This is a genomic window from Allobosea sp. 05T433 (genome assembly GCF_056396065.1).
In genome coordinates, this window is the sequence record NZ_JBFTKS010000037.1 from 1 (window position 1) to 19,809 (window position 19,809).

At 63.5% G+C, this 19,809-nt stretch carries 14 protein-coding genes and 1 pseudogene; 6 read left to right on the plus strand and 9 right to left on the minus strand.

Annotation, left to right across the window (positions count from 1 at the left end):
* Positions 1–433 precede the first annotated feature (433 nt).
* On the minus strand, positions 434–580 hold the full coding sequence (locus AC1DGP_RS31040) for a putative quinol monooxygenase (protein ID WP_476832974.1): 147 nt from the start codon (positions 578–580) through the stop codon (positions 434–436).
* On the minus strand, positions 570–1,163 hold the full coding sequence (locus AC1DGP_RS31045; RefSeq protein WP_476832952.1) for a hypothetical protein: 594 nt from the start codon (positions 1,161–1,163) through the stop codon (positions 570–572). The genes AC1DGP_RS31040 and AC1DGP_RS31045 overlap by 11 nt, the downstream gene beginning before the upstream one ends.
* A gap of 1,533 nt (positions 1,164–2,696) precedes the next feature.
* Between AC1DGP_RS31045 and AC1DGP_RS31050 the strand changes: the two genes are divergently transcribed.
* A complete protein-coding gene (locus AC1DGP_RS31050; protein ID WP_476832953.1) occupies positions 2,697–2,996 on the plus strand; it encodes a hypothetical protein in 300 nt (99 codons plus the stop codon).
* Between the two features lie 12 nt (positions 2,997–3,008).
* Positions 3,009–3,761 (plus strand): annotated as a pseudogene (locus AC1DGP_RS31055) (autotransporter outer membrane beta-barrel domain-containing protein); the annotation flags it as partial.
* Between the two features lie 119 nt (positions 3,762–3,880).
* Here AC1DGP_RS31055 and AC1DGP_RS31060 read toward each other — a convergent pair.
* From AC1DGP_RS31060 to AC1DGP_RS31085, 6 genes are all read right to left on the minus strand, one after another.
* Complete coding sequence (locus tag AC1DGP_RS31060; RefSeq protein ID WP_476768012.1) at positions 3,881–5,257, minus strand: transposase; 1,377 nt, start codon at positions 5,255–5,257, stop codon at positions 3,881–3,883.
* Positions 5,258–5,935: 678 nt separating this feature from the next.
* Positions 5,936–9,208: an error-prone DNA polymerase gene (locus AC1DGP_RS31065; RefSeq protein WP_476832954.1), complete on the minus strand. Its 3,273-nt coding sequence runs from the start codon at positions 9,206–9,208 to the stop codon at positions 5,936–5,938.
* On the minus strand, positions 9,205–10,728 hold the full coding sequence (locus tag AC1DGP_RS31070; protein WP_476832955.1) for a DUF6504 family protein: 1,524 nt from the start codon (positions 10,726–10,728) through the stop codon (positions 9,205–9,207). Before AC1DGP_RS31070 ends, AC1DGP_RS31065 begins: the two co-directional genes overlap by 4 nt.
* The gene (locus tag AC1DGP_RS31075; protein WP_476832956.1) at positions 10,643–11,395 is read right to left on the minus strand and encodes an ImuA family protein; all 753 of its coding nucleotides are present in this window, start codon (positions 11,393–11,395) and stop codon (positions 10,643–10,645) included. The genes AC1DGP_RS31070 and AC1DGP_RS31075 overlap by 86 nt, the downstream gene beginning before the upstream one ends.
* A gap of 108 nt (positions 11,396–11,503) precedes the next feature.
* Positions 11,504–11,767: a hypothetical protein gene (locus tag AC1DGP_RS31080; RefSeq protein ID WP_476832957.1), complete on the minus strand. Its 264-nt coding sequence runs from the start codon at positions 11,765–11,767 to the stop codon at positions 11,504–11,506.
* Positions 11,768–11,958: 191 nt separating this feature from the next.
* On the minus strand, positions 11,959–12,165 hold the full coding sequence (locus tag AC1DGP_RS31085) for a CsbD family protein (RefSeq protein ID WP_069880139.1): 207 nt from the start codon (positions 12,163–12,165) through the stop codon (positions 11,959–11,961).
* Positions 12,166–12,738: 573 nt separating this feature from the next.
* Between AC1DGP_RS31085 and AC1DGP_RS31090 the strand changes: the two genes are divergently transcribed.
* Both AC1DGP_RS31090 and AC1DGP_RS31095 read left to right on the plus strand, forming a co-directional pair.
* Positions 12,739–13,269, plus strand: coding sequence for a nuclear transport factor 2 family protein (locus AC1DGP_RS31090; RefSeq protein ID WP_476832958.1), 531 nt, complete (start codon positions 12,739–12,741; stop codon positions 13,267–13,269).
* Between the two features lie 59 nt (positions 13,270–13,328).
* Entirely contained in the window at positions 13,329–14,696 is a 1,368-nt protein-coding gene (locus AC1DGP_RS31095) for an NAD-dependent succinate-semialdehyde dehydrogenase (RefSeq protein WP_476832959.1), read from the plus strand.
* A gap of 151 nt (positions 14,697–14,847) precedes the next feature.
* On the opposite strand, the gene AC1DGP_RS31100 is transcribed toward AC1DGP_RS31095, so the two are convergent.
* Positions 14,848–16,374, minus strand: a complete 1,527-nt coding sequence (locus AC1DGP_RS31100; RefSeq protein WP_476832960.1) for a PAS domain S-box protein — start codon at positions 16,372–16,374, stop codon at positions 14,848–14,850.
* A 262-nt stretch (positions 16,375–16,636) separates the two neighbouring features.
* On the opposite strand from AC1DGP_RS31100, the gene AC1DGP_RS31105 reads away from it, so the two are divergent.
* Both AC1DGP_RS31105 and AC1DGP_RS31110 read left to right on the plus strand, forming a co-directional pair.
* Complete coding sequence (locus AC1DGP_RS31105) at positions 16,637–17,716, plus strand: YihY/virulence factor BrkB family protein (RefSeq protein ID WP_476832961.1); 1,080 nt, start codon at positions 16,637–16,639, stop codon at positions 17,714–17,716.
* Between the two features lie 496 nt (positions 17,717–18,212).
* Positions 18,213–19,805, plus strand: coding sequence for an SUMF1/EgtB/PvdO family nonheme iron enzyme (locus AC1DGP_RS31110; RefSeq protein ID WP_476832962.1), 1,593 nt, complete (start codon positions 18,213–18,215; stop codon positions 19,803–19,805).
* Positions 19,806–19,809 lie beyond the last annotated feature (4 nt).

The following is a 19,809-nucleotide window of genomic DNA, read 5'->3' on the forward strand; positions in this document are numbered from 1 at the left end:
ATCACGCACCCCATCACGCACCCCTAGATTGACCTGTCGGCTCTGGATCTGATGGCATGGTGTGGCGGTCTTCGTACTGACCACGGACAGAAGCATGATCCTGGCGACGAGATATCGTTCAGAGGGACTTGACGATCAAAGGCCCATTACAGAAGCCTTACCTGAGGGCGTATTCGCTTGTTCCACGAATGCGCCGTTCGCGGCGTTGCGATCGCGGCCACGACGTGCGCGCCCCATAGCAAAGTCTGCTTTCGGGCAGCAGCCCAATGTCTGGAACTGGCGCGCCACTGCCTTGAGCATTCCACCACGCCGAATGACCGGCTCGGATGGGGCGCGGGTGTAGATCGTGCACCTTATTCTGCTCTTCGAGCAGGGGAACAGATCCTGCTCCCCTGCTGTCCGGTGGCCTTGCCGTTGCGGGCTCGCGTTCGTCTTAACGAGTATTGCCCCGCAACTGCATATGGGTGACCGCGACACCATCTTCTGCGAGTTCGGGCAGGCGCACGAACCAGGCTTGTACATGCGGTGTCGCGTTGTGAGCTTTGAAATCCGCCTCACTGGCGAAGATTTCATAGAAGATGAAATGGCCGGGCGCGGCGGATCAGCCGCCAGCCGTTCGATTGGCCTTCAGTGATTCCGTTGCTGTTGGCATCGATCGGCGCGGCGCGGCGTTCCGGCTCGCTGGTGACGGTGATCACCCGGTTCGCCTTGACCTGCGTCATGCCGCGGCGCGCCGCCTCGGCTTCGAGATCGGCGATGAATCGGTTGAAATCGACATCGTCGCGGAGATGGAAGCAGATGTGCATCATGCGCGGGAAGGCCGGGCTCATATGATCGAGCGGCTCGGCGAATGCGGCACCGCTTCCCGCCGGCTCGTTGGCGTCGCGGTACTGCAGAAGCTCGATCACGACGTTGTCGAACTGGATGAAGCGCACATCCAGTCGCTGCGCGCCGCTGCGAAGGTCCGGAACGCCCATGACGCGGGGATTGACGCGGCGCGCGCGGGCCTCGATCTCCTGATCTGTCAGCAGCGTATTTCGAGTGGCTCCTGCCTCTCGGTTTGACGCTACCCTGTTGAAAATGGCCCGCCGCTCCGAAAGGGGGGGCGGGCCTTCTCTTTTGGGGCGGTAGGAGTCAAGCAAAAGCGCCCACGGCGGGGTCATAGAGCCCGCCGTCGATCGCAGAGCGCACCTCAAGCCCGAAAGATCGTTATATCGAGCCTAGCGTCGACAAGCCCGAGCGCCGTCTGCCGCTGAAGGCGAAGAATTCCGCCAAAGCCGCGGAGGAAGCGCGCCAGCGATTGCTTCGTGGGAAGTAGGGGCGCGGTAACGCCCAGGCCTGACCGAGTCGATGCATTGGGCGAGTGGCTCGCAGCCAATCATCTGCGGAATCCTATCGTTCACCCCTTGTCGCCGCAGGCTGCTTGCCTAAATTTTTTTCGCAGTTTCCTGGGGAAGGAGGGAGCCATGCCATTCTCATCGCTGAGGGACCCCGTTGACCTCGCTCGCGCGCAGGCGGCTCTGGAGGCCGCTTGGAACGAAGTCAGATCGACCGTTCCCGAGGGATTTGAGGAGCGGGAGCGTGCTCGGTTAGCTTACATCGTGGCTGCATTCTTGCACGTCGCCGAAGACGAAGACGACCTAACGTGGCGGGCTGCGGAACGGTTCCGACAAACAATCATGGCATACGGAGGTCCGGCATCGCTTAGGCAGGTCTGAACTCGGCGAAGTTAGGCCTGGTCGCCCCGCCTCCGGGGGATTTGGCGGCGGGGCGACCAGGCCGTGAGGGCGCCGGATGTGCGGCGACGCCAACACGCGTGAATCGAACCCACCGCGAAACTGCCGGTTCCACGGCACAACTTATAATCAGGGAGTTTCCTGGCTCTGGGCAGCGGAGGCGACGTGCGGAGTGTTTCCGCGAAGAAGTTATTCGAACGGGTCAAGTCAGACCCGGTGTAGCCGCCCCCTCCAAGGGCCGCCTCTGAGTTTTCGCGACCGCCAAGCATTGCGCCCTCCGGCATGGTGCAGGGAGGCCCCAATGCGTCCGCTTCTGATCGCTAGTTTTTTCCTTGGGGCGCCGGCCACGATGGCCAACGCCGCACCCAAACTTCCGCGCGTCCGAGTCGCTGGACAAGCTGCCCGCGGAATACACGCGCCACAATCGCGATCATCGGATAGCTGAGATGGAGTATTACCAGCAACGGCAACGCTACTACCGGCGCGACCGTTACGACGACGGGTACGGGTACGGTCATCGCCAAGGCGGACCACCGCCTTGGGCGCCCGCCCACGGGTACCGGACGACACCATTCCGCACGCTGGTGATCTCGATGGCTGGCTAAGCTGGCCGCCCTGCCCCGCCGCTTGGTGGGGCAGACTCTTTTCAATGGTCCAGCTCGCAGCACGGAGCCCCCCGGCACGGTCAGCCCTTGCCCTGCATAGCCCCACCACCGGCCGAGGGTGGGATCTACGCATCACTCGCTGGTAACCTTTGGGCGAGCCGGACCGGCGGGCGATTGCCAGCCCGGCTCTCACCGGGGGTTGGACAAATCCAGGCGCGCCTCGGCTGTCTAATGAGAGCGCCAAAATCCGAAGAGATTCAACGCCGTCTTTCGGGGCACCTATCAACCGAAAGGATGATCCAATACCGCTCCGTGGGTCGGCAGATTGGTGCAGCGCCAGGTCCGTCGGGAGGGCGTGCCCCCGCACCTAAGATTGGTGGGGGCGATCTCGCGCAGAGATGCGGCGCGCCGGGCGCTGAACCAGGTCTCCGGCGAAATCCACGCCTCGGCCAAGACGGCTCTTATCGACGAGAGCTGGCTCTTGCGCGCCGCGGTCAACGACCGGCTGGGTTCGGCCTTCGGCAGCGTCGGCGCGGCGCCGCTGGCGAGCTTGAGCTACGGCTTCACGGCGGACCTCGCGCCGAGCGTGAAGGGACCGATGYCACGACCGCAGACCGACCGCTTCGCAGTCTGGGGCCAAGGCTACGGCTATTAGGGCCGCACCGATAGCGACGGCAACGCCAGCAAGCTGACGCGGTCGAGCGGCGGGCTGCTGCTCGGCGCAGACGTGGCGGTGTTCGACACTCTGCGCTTCGGCGTGATCGCGGGCTACAGCCGCAGCGAGTTCGACGTGAACGCCAGGCTCTCCTCGGGCGAGAGCGACAACTACCATCTTGGCCTCTATGGCGGTGGGCAATGGGGCGCGCTCAACCTGCGCACCGGCGCGAGCTACACCTGGCACGACATCGAGACCCGCCGGGCGGTCACGGCCGCGTTCATCGGCAGTAACCCGCGCGCTGACTACGACGCCAGCACGTCTCAGGTCATCGGCGAAATCGGCTACCGCATCGCGCTCGGCCGGGTGGCGCTCGAACCCAACCTGCGCACGGACGGGTTCAGCGAGACCGGCGGCGCGACGGCGCTAACCGGCCGCGGCGACGACACCAGCCTCGGCTATTCCACGCTGGGCTTGCGCGCCGCGACCAGCCTCGACCTGCAAGGCATGAGCCTGACCTTGCGCGGCGGGCTCGCCTGGCGCCACGCCTTCGGCGACGTCGACCCGAAAACAACGCTCGCCTTCGCCGGCTCCAGCACCTTCACGGTGGCCGGCCTGCCGATCGCCAAGGACGCGGCCCTCGTCGAGGCCGGGCTCGACCTCGCGATCAGCCAGAGCGCCACGCTGGGCCTGTCCTATACCAGGCAACTGGCCCAGGACGCTCAGGACCATGCTTTCAAGGGCGTGCTCGCCGTGAGGTTCTGAAGGATAAGCCAACAAGCGGACCCTCCCGAGGTCAGCTCGGGGTCGATTGTGTTGAAGAAGTCGGCGCTGGGGTCGGCTGCCGATTGATGCTGAACGGGTCGCTGAGAGGGCGTTCGCCCTCATGCCGCCAGGGGCAGTGCTCCGGCCGGCATCAGCTTCGCCATTTTCCTGAGGTTCTGGGCGGTGGCTGCGAGGAGGAACTCGTCGCGGGCGCCGCATGGTCCTCGCAAGCGCAGGCGATCGAGTTTGAGGATGCGCTTCAGGTGCGCAAACAGCATCTCGACCTTCTTCCGCTCTCGTCGCGAGGTTACGTATGCATCGGTGGCGGCGATATCGCGCGCCATGTCGCGGGCGCCTTCGTGGATGGAGCGGAGGATCTTGCGAGCAGGATCTTTCGGACAGCACTTTGGCTTCAGGGAACAGGCGTCGCAGTCGCTCTTGATCGCCCGGTAGCGCATGAGGCCTTCAGGATCGATACCGTCGCGCGGCACCGCGAAGGGCCGTCGGAACTGCCGAAGTTCCTTGCCGCCCGGACAGATGTAGAGATCGCGATCGTGATCATAGGCGAAGTCGGAACGGCTGAAGGTGCCGTCGCGGCGCCGGGATTTGTCGAACACCGGAATATGCGGCTCGATACCTCGCTCGTGCACCAGCCAGGCCAGGTTCTCGGCCGAGCCATAGGCGGCGTCCGCTACCAGCTTCTCAGGCCATGTGCCGAACCTGTCCTGCGTGCGCCCGATCATAGTTCGCGCGGCGCCGACCTCGGCCTGCCGCACGGCCGTGGTCGCCTCGACGTCCATGATGACGGCATGCTTCAGATCGATCAGGTAGTTCGTCGCATAGGCGAAGAAGGCCTGCCCGCCATGGGCGGCCGTCCAGCGCGCGGCAGGATCGGCCGGCGAGATGAACTTGGGCACGACCGGTGTCGCCGCGCCGAAGGCGGCATCGTCCAGCACGGCCAGATACTCGCGCACCGCATGGTTGGCGGCCTCGGGCGCCAACCCGTCCTTGCCGGGTACGCCGTTCTGGCGATTGGCGTCGGCCTTGATCAGGCTGGCATCGACGGCAAACCCCTCGCCGCCAACCAGCCCCTCCGCCATGCAGCGCCTGACCGTGATCTCGAAGACCTCGCGCAGCAAATCGCTGTCGCGGAAGCGACCGTGCCGGTTCTTCGAGAAGGTGGAATGGTCGGGTACATCCCCCTCCAGGCCGAGCCGGCAAAACCAGCGATAGGCCAGGTTCAGATGGACCTCGTCGCAGAGCCTGCGCTCGGAGCGGATGCCGAAGCAGTAGCCGACGATCAGCATTCGGATCATCAGCTCGGGATCGATCGAAGGTCGGCCGGTTTCGCTGTAGAACGGGCGCAAATGCGCACGAATGCCGGACAGATCGACAAAGCGATCGATGGCGCGCAGCAGATGGTCCGCAGGGACGTGCCGTTCCAGGCTGAACTCGTAGAACAGTGCCTCCTGCGCAACCGTCCGCTCGCCCATCATCGCGCTGCCCTCCGCAGCGACGAATGAATCAGAACCTCAAGCTCCCAGCAACACCGACTTCTTCAACACAATCGGTCAATTCTGCCCTTTCGACCTCCGTCCGAAAGCTCACTTCGATCGGGCGCCTCAACTCGGCTGATTCGCTCGCATCCTCGCAACAAATCATTCCCGCGAATTCGCCCTCAAATCCACGCTGGAAAAACAGGCCGCCTAAGGCCAGAAATGAAACATAGGACCCTCCCTCAGGCCGGAGGAGAAATGGGTCTCAGGTCATGCCCAATTCTCACGCTGGGCCTAAGGCGCCAATCATTACGATTAAGACCTCTGCTGACTATCGGAGAACTTGGCAGCGTATCAGAGAGCTCGAAGGGGCCAGGCCTGGCTCAGTCCACTTCACAGTTCCCGTCGCCATGGATGTCTCCTCCTGACGGTGGATGATGCGAACGCGATTACCTATCGCCGCATGCCTTCTGAGGCTTCCGACCGCCCGCTACTCAATCGCAATGACCGATGTGCTGCCCCGCCGAAAGAGCGACGGGGCGTCAGGCCGTGCAAGAGCGTTCGCGGCGTCCTTGCACGCGTCCGAAACCCTGCGGCGGTTTCTTTGTTCCCACGACCGAGAGATAGCGGCACGAAGACGTCCGCCGTCGGCTTGCGACCATCGGTGCACCGTCGGGTTCACCGGAAATCTCGCGTCTTCACCTTGATCGTATCCAGATGCAGGTCGGGAATGTAGATGTCGCGGGTTCGAAGCCCCTTCGGAGGAAGCCCACGCGGATCCGGCGTCGGCGAAACATGGTGGAACTCGTCCCCCCGGCCATGAGGCAGGGGGAAGGCGTCGTCGCGCTCCCCGACGCTGGCGAGTTCTGCCGACAGATCGGTTAGACGCTGCGCGACCAGATGAACGACCTCGCCCTCGCGCTGGACGCGGCCACGCACCGCAATCATACCGGAGGAGAGGATGGTGCGGCGATTCTGCTCGAAGACCTTTTGCCAGACCACAAGGTTGGCAATGCCGCTCTCGTCCTCGAGGGTGATGAACATGACGCCCTTGGCGCTGCCCGGCCGCTGGCGGACGAGCACGATCCCAGCAGCCTCGAGCCAGCGGCCATCACGAGCTTCCATCGCCTCGGCGCAGGTAACGATCCGTCGCCTTCGCAGATCCCGTCGGAGGAAGGAAACCGGGTGGCTGCGCAGCGACAGGCTGACATGGCGGTAGTCTTCGACCACCTCGCTACCGGCCGTCATCGGCTGGAGGGAAACAGCCGGCTCATCCACTTCGGGGATGATCTCGCTCTGCCGAGCAGACGCCGCCGCGAAAAGCGGTAGCGGCTCATCGCGCAGTGCTTTGATCGCCCACAGCGCTTCTCGACGAGCTAGGTCAAAGCACGGTCGGAAGCCATCGGCCTCGGCTATGTGCGTGAGCGCAACCACAGGAACACCGGCACGCCGCCAGAGGTCATCGACCGAAGCAAAGGGCTGATCAGCCCGGGCCGTGACGATGGCTGCGCCATGTGCGTTGGCGAGGCCCTTCACCATGCACAGACCCAACCGGACCGCGAATCGGCCGTCGTCGCGGGTCGGCTCCAGCGTCGAGTCCCACCTTGAGGCGTTGGCGCAGACGGGACGAACCTCGATCCCATGTGCTTGCGCGTCCCGGACGATCTGGGCCGGAGCATAGAAGCCCATGGGCTGGCTGTTGAGGAGTGCGGCGCAGAAGACGTCGGGATGCCAGCATTTGAGCCACGCCGAAGCGTAGGCGATCAGGGCGAATGATGCTGCGTGGCTTTCCGGGAAGCCATAGCTGCCAAATCCTTCGAGCTGCTTGAAGGTCTGCTCGGCGAACTCCTCCTCGTAGCCGTTGGCGACCATGCCCGCGATCAGCTTGTCCTTGAAGGACGATACGCCTCCGGTGAACTTGAAGGTCGCCATCGACTTCCGGAGCATGTCGGCCTCGCCCGGGGTAAAGCCGGCGCATTCGATCGCCACGCGCATGGCCTGTTCCTGGAACAGGGGCACACCGAGGGTCTTGCCCAGCACCTTCTCCAGTTCGGGCTTGGGATAGTGGACCGGCTCCAGTCCTTCACGCCGTCGAAGGTACGGGTGGACCATGTCTCCCTGGATCGGGCCAGGGCGAACGATCGCGACCTGGACCACGAGGTCGTAGAAGGTCCGCGGCTTCAACCTCGGCAGCATCGACATTTGCGCGCGGCTCTCGATCTGAAAGGTGCCGAGCGTGTCTGCCTTGCGGATCATGGCGTAGCTGCGCGGATCCTCGGCGGGGATCGTTGCGAGGTCGAGATTGATGCCCTTGTGTTCGGCCAGAAGATTCAGCCCCTTCTTCATGCAGGTCAGCATGCCAAGTGCCAGCACGTCGACCTTCATGAACTTCAGGGCATCGATATCATCCTTGTCCCACTCGATAACCTGGCGATCAGCCATGGCGGCAGGCTCGATCGGCACGAGATCGTCGAGCCGGTCATGGGTGAGGACAAATCCACCGGGATGCTGGCTGAGGTGCCGGGGCGCGCCCATGAGTTGACGCGCGAGATCGAGTGTCAGCCGAAGCCGACGGTCCTTGAGATTGAGGTTCAGCTCTTCGACATGGCGCGGCTCTACGCCACCTTCCGACCAGGCGCAGACCTGCGAGGACAGCGTGCCGATCAAGTCGTCCGGCAGGCCAAGGGCTTTTCCGACGTCCCGCAGCGCGCCCTTGGTGCGATAGCGGATGACGGTCGAGCACAACGCCGCGTGATCGCGACCATAGGTGTCGAAAATCCACTGCATGACGATCTCGCGCCGCTCATGCTCGAAATCGACGTCGATGTCCGGCGGCTCTCGGCGTTCCTCGGAAACGAAACGCTCGAACAGCAAATCATTGCGGCCCGGGTCGATCGACGTAATGCCGAGCACGTAGCAGACAGCCGAGTTCGCCGCCGAGCCGCGGCCTTGGCACAGAATGTCCTTAGATCGGGCGAAGCGAACGATCGAGTTCACCGTCAGGAAATATGGCGCGTAGCCCAGCTTCTCGATCAACCGAAGCTCGTGCTGAAGCGCCGCATCGACGCTCTCGGGAATGCCTTCGGGATAGCGTTCGGCGGCGCCTTCCCAGGTCAGTTTGTCCAGGGTCTGCTGGGGTGTGAGCGCCGGATCGTCTCGCTCCTCCGGATACTGATAGGCCAGCTCACCAAGCGAAAAGCGGCATCGATCAGCAATCTGTAGCGTCCGCGCCAACGCCTCGGGGTAGCGGCTGAACAGCCGATGCATCTCTTCCGGCCGCTTGATGTAGCGATCGGCATGCCGTTCACGCCGGCCGCCGAGGGCGTCGATCGTGACGTTGTGACGGATGCAGGTCACCACGTCCTGGAGAATGCGCCGCGCGGGCTCATGGAACAGCACGTCGTTGGTGACGACGGTCGGCACGCCCATCCGGGCCGCGAGGTTCGACAACTCGTGAAGCCGAAGCTGGTCGTTCGGACGTCGGCGCAGCGTCAGCGCGAGATAGGCACGGTTGCCGAACGCATCCCGAAGGCGCCGAAGGCGGAAGCCACATTCCTCGTCGGCCTGATCGGGCACGAGGACAGCGATCAGACCCTCGCCATAGGCGACAAGATCAGGCCACTCGAGATGGCACTTTGCCTTGCCGCCACGTTGCTTGCCGAGCGAGAGCAGCCGACAGAGACGCGAATACGCCGGTCGGTCAGTCGGGTAGACGAGCATCGACATGCCATCGACGAGGTCAAGGCGGCAGCCGACGATGAGGCGGACACCGGTTGCCTTGGCCGCCTCATGGGCGCGGACGATCCCCGCCAGCGAATTGTGATCGACAACCGCCACTGCATCTATGCCAGCCGCGGCGGCCTGTGCGAACAGTTGCTCACACGAGGAGGCCCCGCGCAGGAAACTGAAATGCGAGGTGACCTGAAGCTCGGCGTAGCGCGGGCGGCTCATCCGAATACCCCGTGCAGAAACCAGCGATGGGAGCCGGTCGCAGCGTGCTCACCGTCACCTGCCCGATAGAGCCAGTAGCGCTCGCCTGCATCATCCTCGACCCGGAAATAGTCGCGGACCGCCACAAGCTCGGCATCGCGCTTCCACCATTCGCCGAACACGCGCTCGGGGCCATCGGCGCGCTTCACTCGCCGACGGATCCCCCGCCAGGTGAACGAAACCGGGGGCTGGTCAGGCAGCAGCGCCATGGTCTCGACCGGTTCGGGTTGAGGCAACAGCCGGGATGGCCGCGGCCAATGACCCGGCCAACTCGCCCCCGTCTCGGCCGCCATGGCCGGGATTCGGCAGACGCAACGTTCAGGCACGTCGCTTGCGACCGGAGCCAGACGATAGACGGCGCGCTCCCCGACCCGGTTCGCCAGGGTGTCGACCAGGGCAGACACGTCCGGGAAGCTCGCTTCGACAAGCGAGTTGTGGGTCTGCTTGCGTTCCAGCGGTTCGGCGATGGTCGCGGCCAGCGTCAGCACCTCAATTCCGAAACCCGGCTCGATCGTATCGATCTTCTCGCAGAGGAGCCGCGTCAGTCGCTTGACGTCCCGAACCGGCGTGGCCAATCCGACCCGAACCGCCTCTGCACGATTGTCGACGCGATGGCAGATGAGGTCGAGACGACGTGCGCCGAACCCACGTTCCTCCAGGCGCTCGCAGAGTTGCCCAACGAGCTTGGCGATATAGCGCGCGATCGTCTCCGCGGCGCCGATGGGCTCGGCGAAGGCTTGGCGAACCTCGATCAGGTCGGGCGGCCGAATGGCCTTGATCGGCTCCGCGAGGTCTCCAAGCGCCTGGTCGATGCGGCGGCCAATCTCTGGTCCAAAGCGCAGAGCCAGAGGAGCCCGCGGCTGAGCCAGCAAGTCACCGATCCGCTCGAAGCCCAAGGTGCGCAGCCCGGCACTAACCGAGGACGGAAGCCGCAGAGCCTCCAGCGGCAACGGGGCGATGATGGATGGTCCATGCCCTGGAGCGGCGACGATCGTCGAACGTGTCCGGTAACGAGCCAGTGCGTGAGCGGCGCCCCATGTATCAGCGATCGCCGCCCGAGCGACGATCCCCGACATGGCAAGGCGACCGATCACCCCGTCGAGCATAGCGTTCTCGCCGCCGTGCAAATGGTCTGCCCCGGTCGAGTCGATGACGATGCCGTCCGGCGGATCGGGTGCGACGACCGGTGCAATACGCTCCAGAATCCAGACAGCCAGCCGATCGAGTCCTTCGGCGTCAGCGGCCGGATCGGCATCCTCGACGATCAGACCCGGAACGAGTACCTGCGCCTTTGTCACAGGCATGCCAACGCCGAGACCGGCAGCCTGAGCCGCGGCATCTGATGCCAGCACCACTCGCCTGTTTCCGTCGCGGCCTATGAGGCAGAGCGGGGCCTCAGGCGGAGGCGCTGCGTCGCCAGCCTTCCGTCGCGCCCGGTCGGTGGACCAGGTCGGCAGGAAGAGCGAGACAACCCGTGTCATCGCACGCCTCCAACTCGAAATCTGCACTGTCGCCGGCACGGGCCCGGATGAGCTCGACCAGCCAGCGAGGCCGTCCCACGCCGGGAACCGGCAGCGGCGAGGATGGCATCACCGAGATCCGCCAACGCGTCATGGCCGCTGTCGGTTGACCAAAATCGGCGGCTTCCGCCTGACGCCGCCAACGGCGAAGGGCAATTCCGACCGACCCGGTCCCCTCCGCGGCCAGTTGCAGCCGACGAGAGGCGGTCATGGATAGGCGGGCGACTTCCCCCACGACGGATCCAAGTCCACCGTGCCGCAGTCCTTCTTCCATGCAGGAAAGGACTGCCTTGTCGTCACCGGCTTCGACATAGATCACCCGATCAGGGACAAGTCCGGCCTGCGCGAAGGCGGGAGCAAAGAGGTCCGGCCGTGTGATGCACCACAGGACCCTCCCCCGGGTGCGGGCAGCAACTCCCGCGCTGAACAGTGCGGCCGCGGCACCGTCGATCGCGCCGTTGCCGCCGCCAGCCACTTCATGCAGCGCCCCGAGCGCCAGCCCGCCGCCTGGGAGGCGCGCGTCCACCGCGGCGATTCCGAACGGAAGCACCGCTTTCGCGCGCCGGTTCGTGCCTTCGATCCTTGCGATCTGCGCGCGCAGAGAGTGTATGGCGAGCTCGGGCCGCACAATTGTTGGTGTCCTCTGAAAATGGGCGCCATGTTCCTCTTTTGTTCCTCCTTCAATGCTCGGGAGTCAAGATGAGGTCATCAATGCGATAGCCGCCTCGCTGACGGATCAGAGTGGTCCGACCACATCGGGGTTCATGGCGACGAAGAGTTCAGCCTGACGCTGAAACAACGTCCATGCCGGATCATTCTCCGACCGTCCGACTTGGCAGTGCATGACCTTGAAGATCGCAACCCCTCCGGCTGGCTGGTCGGGGTCTATCCGCGCGGCGCGACACATCGCCCTGGCAATTCTCTGGATACGCGGATCACCCGAATAATCCGCGGCGGTCACCGGTGTGTCCACCGGGTCGGCTTCAAATGTCAGAGACATAGCGGACCTCCACGACTCGCCCCAACCTCAGCCAGTGGCTCAAACGATTGGATGGACCTGCCCCAAGGTTCGTTCCGGTAAAATGCGCGCGTCGTCCGCAAGCAAAATGATCTCGCGCACTCTCGGCATTAGAGGATCATCGAGTGGGTGCCCCGTCGGCTCAAGCCGGCGGGGCTTCTTCACTGCAATAGCTACTGCCAAGTCTGACGGCCGTACCAGTTATCGACGTCCGACCGAACCTGATCCTTCGCGAGACCGTATCGCTCCTGGATTTTTCCCTCGAGCTGATCACGCTTTCCCGCGATCACGTCGAGGTCATCGTCAGTGAGTTTGCCCCACTGCTCTTTCACCTTGCCCTTGAGCTGCTTCCAGTTTCCTTCGACGCGATTCCAATCCATGGGACCTCTCCGTTGGCGTGAATGGGATAGCGAAAGAACGCACGGGCCGTGTTTTTGTTCAGAGACACTGCGGGTCTCCGCGCGTCTGTCTGCCGGTGACCACCCTTGCCGCTGCGATCGCTTCCCGCGCCCGTAAACCCAAAAACCGCGGACCGTTCGCGCAACCTGTTCGAGCTTGGATTGTTAACGGTAGGCGACCGTTGGAGGGGAGAAGCCTTCGTGGATCTCATCATCAAGCAATCGAGCTCGACAAGGTGGGACCTGAGCGACTTGCTCGGCCGTAACGCGGGGCATGTCGAGCTGGCCTTGTCCGGCTGCTTCCGCATAATTCCGTCGGGCCGAGCTGTGGGTACTATGGCAACACTCTCGCCGGGGCCATATTCCTCGTTAGACGCAGCGCTCGCCGCGATCGAGACGCATACGCGAGGCGTGTGCAGACGGGAGCCAGAGGGGCGCTGGCAACAGACGCCTATTGGCCCGGGCAAGGAGGACACCTGAGGGCGTGTGTGCCCGAGGCTCTACCGCGCTCACAGTTCGCGCGCGTAATCCACCTCCCGATGATCTGCGTGCGGGATGGAACTCGTCCTCCAGCCCCGTGAGGCGGCGATCCTACGAGATGGAAGGAACCCCCTCGCCAACGCGACGTTCACCAATCACTGGCCGCAGAATCTGAGAGCCGAGCGGCTAGATAAAAGTTCTTTCAGGGAGAAGATCATGTGCGGTCCGCTCGCCACAGTGAAGGCAGCGCTCAAAGCCTACGTGGATAAGGATCGTAGCGCGATCGAGCGCCTGATCGCAGAGGACTACAGCTTCACGAGCCCCATCGATAACGGTCTCGACCGCCAATCCCATTTCGCGCAGTGCTGGCCAAACAGCGAAGTGTTGGTCGAGATGACCCTCGTCGCCGGTAGCGAAGATGGCGAGACCGCCTGGATCGTCTACGAAGCTGCAACGGAGCGGAAGCGCTTTCGCAACGTCGAGCTGCATGCCGTTCGCGCTGGCCGGATCGTCAGGACGGAGGTCTACTTCGGCTGGAATCTGCCCCACCCCGCCCGGCCGGGAGGCTTCGTCGAGAATGACGGAGCGGGCCGCGCCGGAGCCTGAGTTTCCTGCCCGATCCGATTAGCGCGCGCCCCGAGAAGCACACTTGCGAAGGAGCCAACATGTTTCGCAGCGTCAATCCTGCAACCGGCGACGAGATCGCCACCTATCCCGAACTGACCGCACCGGAGTTGGAGAGCAAGGTCGTCAAGGCGGAGGCGGCCTTCCGGCACTGGCGTGCGAGGCCCATCGCGGAGCGCGCCGCATTGCTGGAGAAGATCGCCGAGCAATACGAGGCAAACAGCGAGAAACTTGCGGTGATGGCGGTCCAGGAGATGGGCAAGACCCATGCGTCGGCCATCGCTGAGGTTCAGAAGAGCGCCGCGGCCTTCCGTCACTACGCGCAGAACGGCCCCGCGATGCTGGAGCCGACCGAGATCGCTATGGCGAGCGGCGGCCGCGCAGAGGTGCGCTACCTGCCGCAGGGGCCTGTTTTGGCGATCATGCCTTGGAACTTCCCCTACTGGCAGGCCGTCCGCTTCCTTGCGCCAACGATCCTGGCGGGCAACGTCGGCTTGCTAAAGCATGCCAGCATCGTCCAGGGCGTCGCCGGCCTGATGGAGGAGATGGTGATCGCCGCCGGCGCACCCGACGGCGTGTTCCAGAATCTTGCCATCAAGTCCTCCGCCGTCGCCGGCCTCATTGCGGACACGCGCATCGTCGCGGTTACGCTGACGGGCAGCGAGGCAGCCGGACGCGCAGTGGCCGAGCAGGCGGGCGCGGCGTTGAAGAAGGTCGTGCTGGAACCCGGGGGATCCGACCCCTTCATAGTCATGCCCTCGGCCGATCTCGACACGGCAGTGAGGCAGGCCGTGACGGCTCGCATCCAGAACAGTGGCCAGTCGTGCATTTGCGGCAAGCGGATGATCGTCCATGCCGACATCTACGACGCATTCCGGGAGAAATTCTCAACGGCGATGCAGGCCGTGAAGGCCGGCGATCCGATGGATGCGGCTTCGAACATGGGCCCGCTTTCGAGTTTCGAACAGCGCGAAACGGTCCTCGACCAGCTCGCCGCTGCGAAGGCGGTCGGCGCTAAACTACTGTTCGGCGGCGAGGCGCTACCCGGCAAGGGCGCCTACATGTCAGCGGGGATATTGGTCGACGTGCCTCTCGAGGGCGATCTCATGAAAGAAGAGATCTTCGGCCCCATTGCCATGCTGTTCAAGGCTGAGGATATCGGCGACGCGATCCGGATCGCGAATGCCATTCCCTATGGACTGGGCTCGTCCGTCTGGACGAATGATTCCCAGGAACAGGAGCGGTTCGTGCGCGAGATCGAGGCTGGCATGACTGCGATCAACCAGATGCTCGCCTCCTCGCCCGAGGTGCCATTCGGCGGGATGAAGACGTCTGGTCACGGCCGAGAGCTTGGCACTCACGGTCTGCACGAGTTCATGAACCTCAAGTCAGTCATGCGGCCGAATTGAGCCCACTTCGCTCTTTTCATCGATGAGCATTCCGGCACGGGACCGATAGGTAAGGCCCACGCGCCCGCTCACGCTGTCCTTTCAAGACCGCGGCGTCCGCGACCACCGGCGCACTCTTCCGTCCACTGCCGGGCCATTCAAACTCTTCGCGTCAGGTTCCGAGCCTGTCGCGCTGGATGACAAGCTCGATGACAACACCCAGCGGGTCCCAATCCCTGCTGACCCGACCAAGCTGACTGGCCGTCGCCTTGATCAACCGGCTGCCGAAGCCGTCGCTTCGTGTGATCGTCGGCGATGGTCCCCCGCGCTCACGCCAGACGAGTACGAATTCGGACGATCGATCCGAGCATGTGATCTCAACCTTGCCATCCGCGGTGGAAAGACTGCCGTACTTTGCAGCGTTGGTTGCAAACTCGTGGAGCAGCAGCGAGAGCGATGTGACCAGAGCAGAGGGCACTGGAATATCGGCACCGCTAACCTCGCTGCGTGGCCGTTCACCGACGTCATACGGCGCGAGTATTGCCGCGATCAGGGCGTGCAGCGTGGTGGCCGCCGGTTCGCCACCAGCGGCCATGGCTGACATCGTAAGCGCGTGGGCGCGTGACAAGGTCGCGAGTCGCTCAGATACCGTTGCGGCGAGCTCAGCCGGGCTGGAAGCCGAACGCGCGCTGAGATTAACGATACCGCTCGTGAGCGCGAAGACATTTTTGACCCGGTGGTTCATCTCGCGCAGGAGCATTTGCTGCTGCTCCTGCGCGCGCTGTTGATCGGAAATGTCGCGGGCGATCTTGGACGCACCCACGATCTCGCCCCGGGCGTCTTTGATCGGCGAGATGGTGAGCGAGATCGCGACAGGCGTTCCGTCCTTACGTCGGCGGATCGTCTCAAAATGCTCGATTCGCTCTCCAGCACGAATGCGCGCCAGAATTTCTGGCTCCTCGTCCCGGCGGTCCTCGGGAATGAGCAATAACACCGACTGGCCTAGGACCTTCTCGGGGCGATACCCGAAAAGCCGCTCGGCGCCCGGATTCCAGTCGGTAATAAGGCCGTCGAGATCCTTGGCGATGATCGCGTCTTCAGACGATTCGACGAGCGCCGTCAGACGCCGGGTCGAGGCATCGTTGCTATGGCGTTCGATAGCAAAGCCAAGCTGGCGCGCAATGATCAGCGCGAGATCGCGCTCGTGATCGGTGAAGACCCGCGGCGTATCGTAATAGACCATGAACTTGCCGACCAGCTTATCGGCCCCGGCGAGCGGAATGAAGGCCAGGGCATGAATGCCTTCGCCGGTGACGGTCTCAATCAACTTCTGAGGCTCTCCGCTGAGAGCGACGTCCGAAACGAAGATCGGGTCGGCCTCGCGGTCCTGACGCTGCCAGGGCGAGTGGCCGTCGATGGCCGCACGATATCCGTCTGAAAGTCCGCGCCAGGCGACGAAACGCATCGTTCCGCCCTCGTCGAAGCGCAGGATGGAGGCACGGGGGCTCGCGAGCGCTGCGCAAATGGCGTCGAGGGCCGCTTCATAGATATCGACGAGCGTGCGAGCGCGAAACAAGCGATCGGTGAAGTGGAAGAGTGTGGTCTGTTCACGGACCTGGCGCGCCAGGTCGTTCGCGGCGTCCGTGGTTTTGCCCCAAACCGCGGCGCTGGGATGACGGTCAGGGCTTCTTCGCACCATCGGCGGCCTCGCGGCGTAGCCAGTTCAGATCATCTCACAACGAGAGATCCCGTCTGGCGAGTCAATCATTCGAACATCAAATTCGGCTGGTCTCAATGTCAATTGTTCAGAGGCCGTCGCATATTTTGACCCGAGTTCTGCGCGGCGCCTATGGGAGTGAAAACGGGCCAGCGCTCCTAATTCCGGCCTGTTCCGGCATCGTCCTCGACTGTCGCGGCGTTCGGCAACTTTTTTGAGTGCCCGAAGTTCCCTCGCTTTGGGAGTGACCGAATTGCGCGCTCAACGTCTGCTTGCCCAATTGTCATTGGCGGCCCTGATCGGGGTTGGGGGATCGATCATCGCCAGGCAGTTCGAGGGCCGCGCCAAGGGGGGCGCCAAGGGGCCCGCAAAGGGTGGCGGACACACGGGATTTCGCGACGGGGGAGATGCGAAGACACCGACCGAGATTCCCCCTGGGGGCTGGGCAGCGATCCTCCGACGGACCTATGACGAGGTCGGGAAGGACCGGGTGCTGGCCGTGGCCGCCGGTGTCACCTTCTATGGGCTGCTTGCGCTGTTTCCGGCCATCACCGCCTTCGTTTCGCTGTATGGGATCATTGCCGATCCGGCCACTGTCGCGGGTCAATTGGCAATGGCGGAAGGCCTATTGCCATCCGGCGCCCTCGAGGTCGTTCGCGATCAGATCACCCGGATCGCCACAGGCGATGAAACGAAGCTCGGAATAGCGTTCCTGATCAGCCTCGGTCTGTCGGCATGGAGCGCGAATGCTGGTGTGAAGGCGCTCTTCGATGCGTTGAACGTCGCCTACGGCGAGGAGGAGAAGCGCAGCTTCCTCCGCCTAAACCTGACCACGCTCTGCTTCACACTTGCAATCCTCCTCTTCGCCTTGCTGGCACTCGGCGCCATCGCCGCCGTGCCCGTGTTGCTGGAATTCCTGTACCTGGGTCCGGCAGCAGAATGGATTCTCTGGCTCGGGCGCTGGCCGGCCGTGATCCTCGTCCTGATGCTCGGGCTTTCCGCTCTCTATCGGTTTGGACCCAGCCGCGACAACGCACAGTGGAAATGGGTCAGTCCCGGTGCCATTCTGGCCAGCGTGACCTGGCTGGTCGGCTCGCTCGCATTCTCCTGGTACGTCGCGACTTTCGAGGATTACAACAAGACCTATGGCACGCTCGGCGCAGTTGTCGCGCTGCTGATGTGGATGTGGCTGTCAGCGACGATCGTACTGGTCGGAGCTGAACTGAATTCAGAAGCCGAACGCCAGACCTTGCGGGACACGACCAAGGGCCCGCCGGAGCCAATCGGGTTTCGAGGTGCTGACGCAGCGGATAACAAGGGGTGACGGCCACCGCCGACTGGGCGCGAAAGCTCGGAAACGCTCTTGKCCGTCACGTCTCGCGGGTCAGTGTCGTTCCATCTTCAGTGATTTCAAAGATGTGATCGTCAACGAGACGCACGTCCCGTCCATCGGCCAAGCCGTATGATATGAGGCCCCGCTCAGCGCCATCGCTTTTGAATAGGCGGGTTAGGAGTGGAAGCTTTCGCCTGACGATGACGATGAGCAACCGCCCTCACCCATCACGGCATTCTACCCGGTAGAGTTCCTTCATACCGACTCTCCTCGAAAGCCTCCCGCGCGTTTTCTTTAGCGGTCCGCCGGTCCGCTGCGTTCCGGCCCCCCTCGCGGATCATCCGGGTGAAGGTCGGGCCGAGCGTGGCCCGCTGCCGGAGCGCCAGGGCGACGCCCAGCGCTCGTCGATCAGCGGAAAGTTCGCGACGCTGGATGGGCTACCTGATATGGATAAGGCGGGGCTGTGTGATCCACAGTGGTGGTCGTGATGCGCGAAGAGTTTCCAGCTCATCCGCACCCTCATCGCAGGCTTGCGGCTATCCTCGCGGCGGACATCGTTGGTTACAGCCAGATGATGGGTCACGACGAGGAAGGAACGGTTCGCCGGCTGAAGCAGGTTCGCCGCGAGATCGTCGATCCCACACTTGAAGAGCACTACGGGAGGCTCATAAAGAACACCGGCGATGGCTTCCTCGCTATGTTCGACAGTCCGCTCGAAGCCGTGAGATGCGCGATTGTCATTCAGCAGTCCGTGACGGCAAGGAACACCGATCTTCCGCGTGAACACAGGCTTCAATACCGGATAGGGGTGAACCTAGGCGACGTTATCGTTGAGCCGGACGATGTCTTCGGCGATGGCGTCAACATCGCCGCGCGCCTGGAGGCTCTAGCGACCCCCGGCGGCGTCTATATCTCCGGCGGAGTCTACGAACAGATCAAGAATAAGCTGGTCTGCGGATATCAGTCGCTTGGCGACGAGAAGCTGAAGAACATCACCGATCCTGTTCGCATCTATCGTGTGCTTCCCGATCCAGCTTCCTTCACTCGCGCGACGAAAAAAAGACGCCTATTTTTGATACCTGCGGGGATCGCGGCAGCATTTGCGCTGCTTGCCGCAGGCCTCTACTCCGCCGGCTACTTGGTCGGCGGAAAGCCAAGTCTGGTGTCAGTCGAACAGCGCCCGCAATGGGTGCCCGTCCCCCTCGTCACCGTGACAAACCAACCTACCCGTGCCCCACGGGTTGAGACGCCGGCAAGCAACAATGCTGATGCGGCCAGACCTTTGGCCCCATTGGCGGATCCCACGCCTGGCGCCCCAGCTTCAGATCCGCAGGTCGCGATTTTGACTCCGAACCTTCCTGCTGCACGGATGATCCAAACCGCTTCCGGCTTCCGGGACTGCGAAACCTGCCCCGAAATGATCCGCATACCCGGCGGGGCTTTTCGGATGGGTAGCGACGAAGACCCCTCGGAACAACCGATCCGGACCGTGACCATCTCGCCGTTTGCAATCGGTCTGTCGCCCATCTCCGTCGCCGAGTGGAACCGATGCGCGGCCGCAAAGGGCTGCAACTTCTCGCTCGACGGAAGCGACACAACGCCAGCCCGCAATCTGAGCTGGCTCGATGCCAAGCAATATGTGGACTGGCTCGCGCAATTGACCGGTAAGCCATACCGTTTGCCGAGCGAAGCGGAGTGGGAATACGCCGCAAGGGCGGGCACCTCGACCCGCTTTTGGTGGGGTCGAGAGCTCGAACCCGGCAACGCCAATTGCAGGGACTGCGGCGGGCCTCAAGATCCGAAGGTTCCGATGCCGGTCGGCAGTTTCGCGCGCAATGCATTCGGGGGTGCCGATTTCGGAGGCGGCGTCGCGCAGTGGGTGGCCGATTGCTGGCTGCCCAACTACCGGGATGCGCCGTTGGAGGGCTCCCCTCGGACGGTTGAGAATTGCCGCGAGAATGTCTTGAGAGGCGGCTCCTGGCGAAGCAACGCTGTCTCGGTGAGGCCAGCGAGCCGGACCCATTACGATACGGGCGTCCGTTACCCTGCACACGGATTCAGGATAGCTCGCTCGCTCTGACAGG

What these genes read in the sequence shown, in the direction of transcription:
- AC1DGP_RS31100 (WP_476832960.1), bottom strand. Translation starts at nt 16,374, where the DNA reads ATGGTGCGAAGAAGCCCTGACCGTCATCCCAGCGCCGCGGTTTGGGGC.
- AC1DGP_RS31060 (WP_476768012.1), bottom strand. Translation starts at nt 5,257, where the DNA reads ATGATGGGCGAGCGGACGGTTGCGCAGGAGGCACTGTTCTACGAGTTC.
- AC1DGP_RS31095 (WP_476832959.1), top strand. Translation starts at nt 13,329, where the DNA reads ATGTTTCGCAGCGTCAATCCTGCAACCGGCGACGAGATCGCCACCTAT.
- AC1DGP_RS31045 (WP_476832952.1), bottom strand. Translation starts at nt 1,163, where the DNA reads ATGACCCCGCCGTGGGCGCTTTTGCTTGACTCCTACCGCCCCAAAAGA.
- AC1DGP_RS31065 (WP_476832954.1), bottom strand. Translation starts at nt 9,208, where the DNA reads ATGAGCCGCCCGCGCTACGCCGAGCTTCAGGTCACCTCGCATTTCAGT.
- AC1DGP_RS31070 (WP_476832955.1), bottom strand. Translation starts at nt 10,728, where the DNA reads ATGACACGGGTTGTCTCGCTCTTCCTGCCGACCTGGTCCACCGACCGG.
- AC1DGP_RS31110 (WP_476832962.1), top strand. Translation starts at nt 18,213, where the DNA reads ATGCGCGAAGAGTTTCCAGCTCATCCGCACCCTCATCGCAGGCTTGCG.
- AC1DGP_RS31090 (WP_476832958.1), top strand. Translation starts at nt 12,739, where the DNA reads ATGGAACTCGTCCTCCAGCCCCGTGAGGCGGCGATCCTACGAGATGGA.
- AC1DGP_RS31080 (WP_476832957.1), bottom strand. Translation starts at nt 11,767, where the DNA reads ATGTCTCTGACATTTGAAGCCGACCCGGTGGACACACCGGTGACCGCC.
- AC1DGP_RS31085 (WP_069880139.1), bottom strand. Translation starts at nt 12,165, where the DNA reads ATGGATTGGAATCGCGTCGAAGGAAACTGGAAGCAGCTCAAGGGCAAG.